Origin of the sequence: Proteus vulgaris, from assembly GCF_016239305.1 — a bacterium.
GTDB classification, from domain to species: Bacteria; Pseudomonadota; Gammaproteobacteria; order Enterobacterales; family Enterobacteriaceae; genus Proteus; species Proteus vulgaris_C.
This window is the reverse complement of sequence record NZ_JAEHOQ010000031.1, coordinates 21007-33870: the sequence shown is the minus strand read 5'-3', so window position 1 is coordinate 33870 and position 12864 is coordinate 21007. Positions and strand designations below refer to the sequence as shown.

General features: G+C 32.9%; 13 protein-coding genes. 6 read left to right on the top strand and 7 right to left on the bottom strand.

What is annotated here, in order from left to right; translation table 11 throughout:
- Positions 1-87 precede the first annotated feature (87 nt).
- From JEP40_RS17345 to JEP40_RS17330, 4 genes are all read right to left on the bottom strand, one after another.
- Positions 88-687: a pentapeptide repeat-containing protein gene (locus tag JEP40_RS17345; RefSeq protein ID WP_198624570.1), complete on the bottom strand. Its 600-nt coding sequence runs from the start codon at positions 685-687 to the stop codon at positions 88-90.
- Between the two features lie 74 nt (positions 688-761).
- Entirely contained in the window at positions 762-1082 is a 321-nt protein-coding gene (locus JEP40_RS17340; protein WP_198624569.1) for a hypothetical protein, read from the bottom strand.
- Between the two features lie 66 nt (positions 1083-1148).
- The gene (locus tag JEP40_RS17335; protein ID WP_198624568.1) at positions 1149-1445 is read right to left on the bottom strand and encodes a putative quinol monooxygenase; all 297 of its coding nucleotides are present in this window, start codon (positions 1443-1445) and stop codon (positions 1149-1151) included.
- Positions 1446-1574: 129 nt separating this feature from the next.
- A complete protein-coding gene (locus JEP40_RS17330; RefSeq protein ID WP_198624567.1) occupies positions 1575-2366 on the bottom strand; it encodes a nucleotidyltransferase domain-containing protein in 792 nt (263 codons plus the stop codon).
- 256 nt (positions 2367-2622) lie between these two features.
- Here JEP40_RS17330 and leuE point away from each other — a divergent pair, with 256 nt between their 5' ends.
- The 3 genes from leuE to ttcA all read left to right on the top strand — a co-directional run bounded on the left by leuE (position 2623) and on the right by ttcA (position 5297).
- A complete protein-coding gene (leuE, locus tag JEP40_RS17325) occupies positions 2623-3264 on the top strand; it encodes a leucine efflux protein LeuE (protein ID WP_036913180.1) in 642 nt (213 codons plus the stop codon).
- A gap of 268 nt (positions 3265-3532) precedes the next feature.
- Complete coding sequence (locus JEP40_RS17320) at positions 3533-4090, top strand: 4Fe-4S dicluster domain-containing protein (RefSeq protein WP_198624566.1); 558 nt, start codon at positions 3533-3535, stop codon at positions 4088-4090.
- Between the two features lie 283 nt (positions 4091-4373).
- The gene (gene ttcA / locus JEP40_RS17315) at positions 4374-5297 is read left to right on the top strand and encodes a tRNA 2-thiocytidine(32) synthetase TtcA (RefSeq protein WP_198624565.1); all 924 of its coding nucleotides are present in this window, start codon (positions 4374-4376) and stop codon (positions 5295-5297) included.
- A gap of 307 nt (positions 5298-5604) precedes the next feature.
- Here ttcA and zntB read toward each other — a convergent pair whose 3' ends face one another.
- Complete coding sequence (gene zntB / locus JEP40_RS17310; protein WP_198624564.1) at positions 5605-6588, bottom strand: zinc transporter ZntB; 984 nt, start codon at positions 6586-6588, stop codon at positions 5605-5607.
- A gap of 378 nt (positions 6589-6966) precedes the next feature.
- Between zntB and JEP40_RS17305 the strand changes: the two genes are divergently transcribed.
- A complete protein-coding gene (locus JEP40_RS17305; protein ID WP_198624563.1) occupies positions 6967-7308 on the top strand; it encodes a DUF4377 domain-containing protein in 342 nt (113 codons plus the stop codon).
- A 255-nt stretch (positions 7309-7563) separates the two neighbouring features.
- Positions 7564-8124 carry an Ail/Lom family outer membrane beta-barrel protein gene (locus JEP40_RS17300; RefSeq protein ID WP_198624562.1) on the top strand — a complete coding sequence of 187 codons (561 nt, stop codon included), beginning with the start codon at positions 7564-7566 and terminating at the stop codon, positions 8122-8124.
- A gap of 615 nt (positions 8125-8739) precedes the next feature.
- On the opposite strand, the gene JEP40_RS17295 is transcribed toward JEP40_RS17300, so the two are convergent.
- Positions 8740-10359, bottom strand: coding sequence for a peptide ABC transporter substrate-binding protein (locus JEP40_RS17295; RefSeq protein ID WP_198624561.1), 1620 nt, complete (start codon positions 10357-10359; stop codon positions 8740-8742).
- Positions 10360-10583: 224 nt separating this feature from the next.
- Between JEP40_RS17295 and tpx the strand changes: the two genes are divergently transcribed.
- On the top strand, positions 10584-11087 hold the full coding sequence (gene tpx / locus JEP40_RS17290) for a thiol peroxidase (RefSeq protein WP_198624560.1): 504 nt from the start codon (positions 10584-10586) through the stop codon (positions 11085-11087).
- 69 nt (positions 11088-11156) lie between these two features.
- Here the strand turns inward: tpx and tyrR are convergent, their stop codons facing one another.
- A complete protein-coding gene (gene tyrR / locus JEP40_RS17285) occupies positions 11157-12722 on the bottom strand; it encodes a transcriptional regulator TyrR (protein ID WP_198624559.1) in 1566 nt (521 codons plus the stop codon).
- Positions 12723-12864 lie beyond the last annotated feature (142 nt).

Sequence of the window (12864 nt, the reverse complement as noted above, 5' to 3'; positions counted from 1 at the left end):
ATACAAAATAGTTTTTATTTTAATTAACTTAAATATTTACACTGTATAGTAATCTCACGTTAAATATTACTTAATTCTCTATGACTATTAATCAATCAATTTAATATCAAGATATTTGAGTAAATCGAGTGCTTCTATTTTAGAAAAAATTGCTTTTGTCATTTTATTTTGCCGAATATCAATATCAAAAGAATGCGAATGAGTAAAATCAACCCCTTCTAAATTAGTTTGCATGAACAAACTATTTGAAAAATCAGAACCAATCATAAGTGATCTTTGAAGCTCCGCATTTCTAAAATCTACATCATGTAATCTACACTCTTCAAAAATAGATTCGCTCAGTTTTAATCCAAAAAAGTTGCATCCACTTAAAATGCTATTTTTAAAACTGAGTTGAGAATAAAGATTAAATTTTGGCCAATACGCTTTTGTCCAGTCAATACCAACAAGTTTGCATCCGACAAATTCAGTATTAGAAAATCGAGTATTAGGAAAATTAGCTAAACTTAAATTGCACTGTTCAAATAAGCAATGTACAAATTTGCAATGCGATAGCTTAGCAGATAAAAAATTACACTGGTGAAATTCACATTCCTCAAAAATAATATTGCTAAGTGCCAATTCATTAATTTCAAGTTTAGTAAAAGTTCTATCTAAATATTCTTGATTGCTCTTTAAATTTTCCATATATGAACCCAATAGAAATATACATTAATATAGAGGTAAAACAGATCTAGACTAAAATTTATTATATTTAATATTTATATATTATTAGCAAGTTGCATTTTTAACCAAAAGCTTTGCTGGCATAAATTAAAAAATTCTTTTCGACAAGGAGAGATAATTTTGTTATTCGATTCTACTATTTCCCAAGTGATCCAATGTTCAGGACATTGAGCGTCATTATCATAGTGCTCCGTTTCTATCTCTTCTATGCATTTCAAGATGACACCATCAGGAAATAACCAAGTATGAGTTACTCTGGTTATTTCTGTTAAGTTATCCAAAAAATTCTGGGTACTTAAAATTTGATAGCCATCTTCTTGGTTTACAATTTGAAATATATACTTCGCTAACATCATTATCTCTCTTGTTTTACTTCTTATTATTTAGCGTATTCACTATAAATGAGACAAGTTTTATTACTTTTAATTTTCATCAAAAGCGTCTGCCATAAGCAAAAATTTAGGCTCAGCTTTTTTATATGCATCGATCATAGGGACTAGTCGCTGAAAATGCTCACTAGCACAATGTGTATCAAGCGCAGCATGATCTGGCCATTGTTCAACAAAGACAAAGTGGCCTGGATCTTTTTCATCAACATATAAATTATAGCTAATACAGAGAGGCTCTTTCTTAGTCGCGTCAACAAGTTCACGATAAAGAGGTAAAACAATTTCTATCGCTTCTGTTTTAATAAAATCTTCGGCAATCACTTTTAACATCACATTTTCCTTACCGTAATTGAATAACATAAATACTGTATAAAAACACAGATAAATATAGTCTGGTTAGCTTAAGAGGTCTAGCCTCTTTACATAAGAAAAATGCTTCTTTAAACAATAAAAAACGTCTTAGCTTCCCAGATTATCCTCTTTATCTTTCTTTAAACACTCGATTTCTAACCAATAGGTAAATAGCTTTGCTTTTTGTATAAACACGTTCATATCATCGATTGGGCTTATGCTTTCAGATAAAAGATAATTAATATTTTTTTGTTGATCAGGGTAATTTGCTTCTACTATTTTTACAAAGTCTTCCAGTGTTTCAGGCCAAGACTCATCTTTTTCACTACGTAAAATATTCGTTGAGCGAATAAGTTTGCGTGCTATTGCCCTTTGTAAGTGATGTTTTTCAATGGCCAACGGCCTTTCATGCATCTGTTTAATATAACCATCTATAACTTGCACAAAATCACCATTTATTGCCAACGCAATTTTTCTTGATGGTGAGAATGGTAAAAAATATTGAGTTAAATCATCACCAAAAATACAACGACAATGATGTTTTAACCAATACCCCCAACTGTATAAATTGTTAGGTTCCAATATCTCGCTTAAAACACCGATATCGAAATCAATTTTGCTGATAATAGAGTGCTGTTTTTCTAATGTTACTCTTGCATTATCTAACAGATGAATTTCGCTTTCATTTATTTCATGATTTAAAATTAAACAAATATCTAAGTCCGATATTCCCTCTGTCGCACATCCATTAGCCACACTGCCATAAACATATATGCTATGTAATCTTTCTTTTAACAATTTAGAGAGTTGCTCAATGACATCAGTAATGACAGATTGAAATGATGATTGAAAACACTTTGTGGAAGGTAACTTTATTTTACCTACTTGAGAAATTGTCATAACTTACCTTTATAAAAAATCTATATATAATTAAACCCTAACTCTTTTTGAGCGAGACGCAATTCATAAAAAAGAAAGACAATGCAGTAATCCGTTTGAAATAATAAAAAATGTCTATTTTTTATACAGAAAGCAGTAAATATCAAACATTTATTCTCAATATCGATAAAAATATGCGTTTAAATAATACTGATTCTCTTTATATAATAACCATTCATTAAGTAATACAGAGAAAGTAAGATTTTTGGGGGTTAACGTGTGGCTTGAACAATTTGGTGTACTCAATATCTGGACATACCTTGCAGGCATGTTTTTTATTATCCTCGTTCCTGGCCCTAATACACTCTATGTGCTAAAAACAAGCGCATCCGGTGGCGTCCGGGATGGTTATCGTGCTGCATTTGGTGTCTTTTTAGGTGATGCCATTTTGATTTTTCTCGCCTTTATTGGTGTTGCATCTGTTATAAAAGCCTCTCCCGTACTCTTTACTATTGTCCGTTTTTTAGGTGCTTTTTACCTCCTTTATTTAGGAATAAAGATTATCCATGCAACTTTTTTCTCCAAAAAAGTACATTCAGAACAAACAACGACAGTACAGAAACATGTTTTCAGAAAAGCGCTTACATTAAGTATGACCAATCCAAAAGCGATTCTATTTTATATTTCATTTTTTGTTCAGTTTATAGATTTTAATTATGCACATACCGGATTATCTTATTTAATTCTTGCTTCCATGCTTGAAGCGTTTAGTTTTATTTATCTCTCTTTTCTAATATTTGGTGGTGTAGCTCTTGCCCGTTTCTTTGGCTCACGTAAAAATATTGCAAAATTAGGCAATGGTGTTATTGGACTTTTCTTTATGGGATTCGCGACTAAACTAGCGACATTATCATCCTGATTTTTAATAGCAACTCTATTAAAGAGATGGCAATCAGAATAAGATTGCCATTTTTTAATATACGATCATTTACGTATTTTTTAAGAATTTATTCTTAATATTCTATTAAACACTATTCATTCTCATTCTATTTTAGTTTTAAAAGCTATTTTTGATTTCATTATTATTATTTAACCTCATTTATTTAATATAAATTTGATTAATATTATTAAAACACTTCCATTATCGATATATCATAAAATACATATCCTTATAGATAGGTATTAAGATGAATAGCCAAATTGTTATTGATTCTAAAAAGTGTATTGGCTGTAAGACGTGCGAAGTTGTTTGTTCTGTCGGCCATACATCAGAAAAAGATGGAAATGATTTTCTCAATAAAAAGAATTTTCATCCTAGAATACGTATTATTAAGTTAATGCATCAGTTTACTGCTTCTGTTTGTCATCAATGTGAAGATGCACCTTGTGCGCAAGCTTGCCAAACACAAGCATTAGTACGTGGTGAAAACTTTGTTGAAACGCACCCTGAAAATTGTATTGGTTGTAGAGCCTGTCTTTTAGCTTGTCCTTTTGGCGCCATTGAGCTTGAGAAAAAAAACAACACTTCCCCAACTTCATTTTTAGATCTTGGCCAACATTTTCAAATTGATATCGTCAAATGTGATTTATGTAATCATAGAGAACAAGGACCTGCCTGTGTTGAATTTTGTCCTCAAGACGCCTTAATTTTAGTCTCTGATAACGACCTAACGCAATTGACTGCTGAACGTAGGAAAAACTCGATTTTACGCGAAGATATTAATATACATGGAATATCTATTTAAAATTACAATAGCCTTATCCATTTCTATAAGGCTATTACTTTTTACTACCTTGAAATCGCTTAACTGTAGTTATCTATATCGAAACTACCCTACCATCTGCTATCATTAGCGACTTATCCATTTTCTTGCCATAAATAACTTTGTTTTCCAAACCACTCATCAATCGAGTTGTAAAACATTTTATTGATTTATATAGTTTTTAAATCATTCAACGTTCGTGATAGAAAACAAAGTCTTGGTTAGCAAATTACAGAATAATCAGCAACGATATAGAACCGTAAAAATGAGCATCCCAAAAGAACAGTATAATTTCAACAAACTACAAAAACGCTTACGCCGCGATGTTGGGCAAGCTATCGCTGACTTTAATATGATAGAAGATGGCGATAAAATCATGGTCTGCCTTTCTGGCGGTAAAGATAGTTACACACTACTTTCTATCTTAATGAATCTGCAAAAAAGTGCGCCAATTAATTTTTCACTTATTGCCGTGAATTTAGACCAAAAACAACCTGGATTTCCTGAGCATATTTTACCAGAGTATTTAAATGAGCTCGGTGTGGAATATAGAATTGTTGAAGAAAATACCTATGGAATTGTCAAAGATATTATTCCTGAAGGTAAAACAACCTGTTCTTTATGCTCTCGTTTGCGTCGTGGTATTTTGTATCGTACAGCGACAGAGTTAGGTGCTACTAAGATCGCACTAGGACATCATCGTGATGATATTTTAGAAACATTATTCTTAAATATGTTTTATGGTGGGAAACTTAAAGGTATGCCACCTAAATTAATGAGTGATGATGGTAAACAAATCGTTATTCGCCCTCTTGCTTACGCTCGTGAAAAAGATATTGAGCGTTTTGCACAAGCAAAACAATTCCCAATTATCCCGTGTAATCTTTGTGGTTCACAGCCTAATCTCCAACGTCAAGTTATTAAAGAGATGCTAAGAGATTGGGATAAGCGTTACCCTGGTCGCATTGAAACGATGTTTAGAGCAACACAGAATATTGTTCCATCACACTTATGTGATACTCAATTATTTGATTTTGCTAATATCAAACATGGTGATGAAGTCATTAATGGTGGCGATTTAGCTTTTGATAAAGATGATATTCCAGCCGTACCCGTGATGTTCCAAGAAGAAGATGATGAACGTCCTGACTTTAGCCAAAATAAACTCGATATTATTGAAGTGAAATAAAACACGATATCCTAAGTCTTGTTTTCAAGACTTAGGATTTTTATGTACAAATAATCACCAACAATTAATTTAAGCAAAAAAAAACCGATGTCAATAAACATCGGTCTAATAATGGTCAATTATTCTGTATTAAGAACTCAATATGAGAAAAACTACAATTATGGAGCACAACGTTCATCGCTCAACGTTGTATTCACCTGCGAGAGTTATAATGCCAGATGTTCTATTTTAAAAAATTGATATATCTCAAACAGGGTTAGAGAATTCTTTTTTAAATCCATTTAGTTACGATTAATTTGCTGAAATTTTACAACCATCTACTACGCTTTAACCACCAAGTAACAATTATAATCAAAACAAAGAGAGATAAACAAAAAATGGTAAAGCCATAAGGAAATTCATTTCCGGGTATTCCGCCTAAATTGACACCAAATAGCCCTGTTAGAAATGTTGTTGGTAAAAATAACATCGCCATTAATGACATAGTATAAGTACGTCTATTCATTGCATCAGCCATCATTGATGTTATTTCATCGGCTATCACCGCTGTACGAGAAATACTACTGTCCAAATCCTCTAAACGTCGAGAAAGTCTTTCTGATATTTCGAGCATTGTGACTCTATCGCTATCACTCATCCATGGTAATTTTTCAATAGAAAGCCGAGAAAATACATCTCGTTGCGGAGCCATATAACGACGCAAAACAATTAACTGTTTTCTTAATAATGCGAGTTCACCTCTTGCTGGTATTTGTTGATCCAGGATCATATCTTCGAGTTCAATCAATTGATCATGTAAAGTTTCAACAAATTCACCTATTTCATCAGTAACAGCATCTGCCATAGTAATAAGCCAATTACCACTACTTTCTGGCCCATCTCCTAACTCTAAGGTATGAATAACAGAATCTACCGAATTAACTCGACGGTGACGACTTGAAACAATTGTTTGGCTGTTAATATAAATTCTGAATGCTACTAGTTCATCAGGTCTATCATTAGGATTATTATTAATTGTTTGCAAATTGATGACGATACCTTCACCAATTCGTTGTGCTTTTGGCCTGATGTTCTCTGCTAATAATACATCTTTGGCAATAGGTGGAAGTAGCTCTGTCTCTTTTATCCATTTCGCACTTTGTGGCTTACGATAGTCCAAATGTATCCAGTAAGGATTGTCGTTTGTAGCAATCGTATCTGCTGTTATTTCTATTACTCCACCATGAGCATCGAGTTGCGCGGTGTAAATTGCATCTGAATCTTGCAAAATAGAGTCATTAATTGTTTTCACTTAGTTTCCTCCATAATCTTGCTTTAGTCGCAATAGATTAATTCAATTTTCGATTACAAAATAATTGATTAATTCATCGTCTCTTTATCTAATTATTTTTTAATATATTATTTTATACTTTTTTCTAGTTCATTGTATAACAACACTATTTTCGTATAATTAATCTACAACTTCTATTTACATTCCTCACTTTAGGATTATTACACTAAATCTAACTCAGATAGTTACGTTAGTATATTAATACTAGAAATATCTATAGGTAACTTCCTTTATTTATAGGAAAAATTTTATCTACTGTAATTTATAATGATTAGCTTCTTGGTGTATACTAAATATTAGCTTATACATTTATTGCACCCTAAAAATAAGGTCATCAATATGAAAAAATTTCTCGCTATTCCTTTATTTTTGCTTTTAGCCGGATGCAATGATGCAACATCGACTGAAAATACTAATACTGCCTCTACTACTGATACAACAAAAACACTTCTGGTCGATTCACAACTTTATGACTGTGTCGGTGTTGCACCAATGAAATGCATGAAGGTGAAAGAACTGCCTTCAGGTGAATGGTCCCTTTTCTATCAAAATATTGAAGGTTTTGAATATAAAGCCGGTACTGAATACACATTAAAAGTAAATGTTACAGATATTCCTAATCCTCCAGCTGACGCACCAAGTGTAAAATATACCCTGGTAGAAATTGTCGATAAAAAGTAATTCTCTGCTTAATTCAAACTCACAATAGGCCATATTCGCTATTGTGAGTATTTCATCTATTAATATTACACCTCTGATAACTCTTTATTAATAAATTAAACTTATTAATAAGCTATTTATGTAATGCCATTTTTTATTATGTATTAAAGATAAGTCTGCTAATTTTTTTTAAGAGTAATTTCAATAAATTAATATTGAAATCATGCTTAAATTTACTAAAAATAAAGTTCTTCACATCAACATAGAACCTCTATAATGAATAAATTAACACTTATTTTAATTAGTTTAATTTTACCTTACTCTTCTACATTATGTGCTTACAATGAATCACACACTGTCTATAGTGGCTATCTTTATGGTAAACTAAAAGGAGATACCGCAAAAGGGCCTATAATCAATTATCGTTATGAAACAGAAAATGCTTGGGGTTTATTAGTTTCTCTACTCTATTTAAATTCAAATCATAAAGTTCCCTTTAAAGATCCTCGTTTTATCACACCATCGACAATACAATATAAAACCAAAACTACAGCTCTATTAATCGGTCCTACTTATAGAATAACACCTAAGTTTTCCGTTTATGCCCAAATGGGACCCAATAAATTAAAATACCAAGAAGATAAATTTCACCCTGAAATAAATACAACAGACACACATCGAGTGGAGACAACAAGTGTTATTGGCCAGATAGGCATCGATTATAACCCCATAAAAGAGATAGCATTTAACCTTGGCTATCTTTATTCCGATACCACAGCAAACAAACGTCATATTGAATTAAATAGCATACAACTATCTTTAGGTTATCGTTTTTAAACCACCTGGTTAAACTATAGTTTTATTTAACAATATGAAAAAAGCCAAGAGGTGAATTTATCTACAAAAGGCTTAAATACAACAATAAACTCATTAATTTTTATTGCCATTAGGGGGTTATGTCTATAAAAATTATGAAATATAATATTTAACATCTAGTACATTGCACAATTAGTCAAAACAATGTAGCAAAAATGTATTAACATCTCTTCTGCAATGTTTATTCCTTTTGAGTCTCCTTCTGTTTTTTATAACAGAGGGATTTTTTTTATACATATTTTATTAATCACTGTAACAGTTCGATACAATAAAAAGCGTGCAAAGAGAGCATTAAAAATATAATTTATATCCAGACAATAAATTAATCTGCTTTATTTTGCTACGCCCCTTTTTAAAGGGGTTCTTTTTTTATTTATATGCCCTCTTATTTTATACATTTCCTTATTTATTTATGATCCATACCGAAAATAATAACTATTTAATTTCCTTATTTAAAAATAAAAAAACACCTCAAAGCAAGGCGTTAACTTTGAGGTATTATCTATTCTCTCTTAGCCTTTTACATAGCTAAAGCTCACAGATGGCTATTTTCAAGTAATTTATTCCATTACTATTTTAATGCTTTAATATATAAAACGTATGGCTATAGGCAACATCTTCAGGATTCTCAATGGGGTACCCCTTTAACCAAGGTTTTATCAAACGCCCATTAGTATATTGATAAATAGGCGCTATCGGTGCATCCTCAGCGATAATTTGCTCTGCTTGGTTATATAGGCTATTTCTTTCATTTGCATCAATCGTCATACCTGACAATGTCAAAATTTCATCATATTGTTTATTTTGATATTTAGGTATATTGCCCGCATGTTTAGAGCCTAATAAACTTAAGAAAGTAGAAGGTTCATTATAATCACCAACCCATGATGCTCTTATAACATCAAAATCACCTGAGTTTCGGCTGTCTATATACGTTTTCCATTCTTGATTACGCAGCTCGACTTTAACCCCTAGCTTTTTCTTCCACATAGAAGCGATTGCAATGGCAATTTTCTGATGATTTTCCGAATTATTGTATAGCAATGATAATTTTAATGGATTATGAGGTCCATATCCTGCCGCTGCTAACAGTATCTTGGCTTGGCTATCTAATTCATCTTGATTATATTCATCATAAATAGTCGATTCTGGCGTAAAATTAGCCGTAACATCCGGTGTAAAACGATTTGCTGATTTTTCACCCGTGCCCAATACTTTATCTGTGATAATTTTTCTGTCTATTGCCATTGCCAACGCTTTACGTACACGAATATCTTTTGTCGGCCCTGATTGAGTATTAAAAGCATAATAATATGTTCCTAATTGATCCGGTATATAAACCTCATTAGGAATATCTTTCATTAGTTTGTGATATAAATTTTTAGGAAATGACTCGGTTATATCGATATCACCCGCTAAATAACGTTTAGTTGCATGTGACTCATGGCTTATCGGCACAAACGTGACTTTTGTTAATACTGTATTTTTATGATCCCAATAATAAGGATTAGGTGTTAATACAATTTTTTCATTAACTACTCTGTCTGCTAAAACAAAAGCGCCATTTCCAACTAAATTGCCAACCTTGATCCAGTTAGTACCATATTTTTCAATACTATGGCGAGGGACTGGGTATAACGAAAAATTTGTTGTCAAGCTTGGAAAATATGAAACAGGTCGCTCTAATGTCACTTTTAACGTTTTTTCATCTATTGCTTCTACACCCAATGAGCTAGGTTTTAATTTTCCATCAATAATTTTTTGAGCATTCTCAATAGAGGCGAGCGAAGCATACCATGCAAAAGGTGAAAGATTTTTAGGGTCAACTAATCGTTGCCAACTGTAAACAAAATCAGCCGCAGTAACTTTTTCTCCATTAGACCATTTCGCATTATCTCGCAAAGTAAAGATCCACACACGATTATCTTCTGTACGCCAACTCTGGGCGACACCAGGAATAGCGCGTCCATGTTCATCTTCTATCGTCAACCCTTCAAATAAATCACGTTGCACCTGAGCTTCAGTTAAACCAACGGCATTAATAGGATCAAGTGATGCTGGCTCATCTTTTAAATGCCTAACCACTTCTTGTTTTTTATCGAGTATCGTTCCAACTGGCACTACCGCCGCATTTACCTGCGATAGGAGTAATCCTTGAACGACAAGTGCACATGAGATGACGAATATTTTGCGCATGTCTGTTTCGTCCTGTAATCTGTATGAGAGTGAACTGCATAATTATAAGAGCCTGATAAAAAGGCACAATCACTGATTACAAATATTTTATAAATTTTTATGTTTTTCATGGTCACTATGCAAACAGTGGCAAATTTTAATAATGGTTAAGCATTAACAAGATTTTTCGTTAATAATTTAGTATTAATAACAATTAGTCTGACAACTAATAAAGGAGAACAACAATGGCACATCAAGTTACTTTACAAGGAAACGCAGTGACTCTGGCTGGTAAATTCCCAACAGTAGGTCAAAAAGCTGCTGATTTCTCTCTCGTTGGTAAAGATCTTAATGATGTTTCTTTAACAAACTTTGCAGGTAAACGTAAAGTTCTAAACATTTTCCCAAGTGTAGATACGGGGGTTTGTGCTGCGAGTGTTCGTCAATTTAATAAAGTTGCAAATGAACTAAATAACACAGTTGTTTTATGTATTTCAGCTGACTTACCTTTTGCTCAAGCGCGCTTTTGCGGTGCTGAAGGTTTAGATAATGTTGTAACATTATCAACAATGCGCGGTGCTGAATTCAAAGAAAACTATGGTGTTGCAATTACATCTGGCCCATTAGCGGGATTAACTAGCCGTGCAGTGATTGTGTTAGATGAAAACAACACTGTTCTCTACACCCAGTTAGTCGATGAAATTACAACTGAACCAAATTATGATGATGCATTAAATGCACTAAAATAATATTCATTATAAAAAAATAGACGAGCATAATGCTCGTCTATTTTTTATGCAGGAAATTCTATAGCCAAGTTAACCTTCAGGCTTTTCGTTCTTTTTATTTGTTAAATTATATTCTCTCAGTTTATTGGCAATCGCGGTATGAGAAATGCCTAAACGTTTTGCAAGTTTCCGGGTGCTTGGATAATCACGATATAAGCGTGTTAAAATTGAAGCTTCAAAGCGTTTTGTCATTTCATCTAATGAGCCTTCTAATAAATCCTCATCAAAAAGTGTTTCATCTGTATGTTCAGGTAAAGTAATATCCTGAATTCGCAGAGTGTTTCCTACTAGTTGCGCCATTGCTTGATAAACAGTATTTCTTAATTGGCGGACATTACCAGGCCAACCATACTGTGTTAAATAAACCGATAACTCCGGCGATATTACTGGTTTAGTTGCTTGCTGCTCAATGCAATATTGATTAATAAAATGCATTGCTAACGGCATAATATCGGATTTTCTTTCTCGTAACGGAGGTAGAGTTAACGTTAATACATTCAGACGATAATAGAGATCCTCTCTAAATAGTCCTTTTTGCACCAGTTCCCACAAATTTTTTTGTGTCGCACAAATAATACGAACATCGACATTAACCTCGTGCTCCTCTCCTACACGACGAAATGTACCGTCATTTAAAAAACGTAGAAGTTTAATTTGCATTTGAGGCGACATTTCACCAATTTCATCAAGTAAAACGGTTCCTCTGTTGGCTTGCTCGAAGAAGCCTTTTTTTCCTTCAACGGCATTAGGGTAAGCCCCTGCCGCATAACCAAATAATTCACTTTCTACCACATCATCAGGCATTGAAGCACAATTGAGCCCTAAAAACGGATTTCTAGCACGGGAACTAAGGAAATGACAGGCTTTAGCGAATAAATCTTTTCCTGTACCTGTATCACCCACCAATAACAGTGGCGCATCCATTTTTGCCATTTTTTTTGCGCGTTCAACAAGTTGTTTCATTTGAGAGCTAACAGCAATAATTTTCTCAAACTCATGATTATCACTGACAATTAATTTTGAATGCTCATGAACAATATCTCGATATTTCAATAAAATAAGCGCACCAACACAATGATTAGATTGGTTATCATCTGCAAGTTTTATTGGTACTATTTCCATATCAAAACTTTGTTTTTTTAAATTGATTGGAATAATTTCAGCAGAAGGATCTTTTTGTTCTAACCACCGATGAATATTAAAATTAGGGATCAATTGATTGAATGATTTCTCACTATTATCGTTAGCATCCAATCCAAACAGTTGGCGGGTTGCCGGATTTTGTAATTTTATTTGGCCTTTAATATTAATAGAAAAAACAGGAACTGGCACAGATTCTAACAGTGTCCACATGGCTCGATGCTCTTGTTCTGATGGCATAAATGCAACCGTACGAACATCAATAACACCATTTATTCGTCGTATTTCCGCCATTAGCGGTTGAAAAATATCAAAATCAATCTGTGAGAAATTCAGGTAGATAAGACCTATTGGAAATATTTCAATTCCACGTAAATCAATATTTTTTAATACTAGTAGATCTAATAATTCACGGGTTAACCCGATGCGATCTTCACAAGTGATCTCTAAACGCATTATAAACCTTCTTAATACTGAGTGACCCTGAACTTATTCTAGATATTATACATAAATATCAACCAAATAAAGAGCCTTGTCAGCAAAAGTTGACACCACTAGCATTTATTTTTACACAGGTAAGCTTGTATTTTGATTTTAA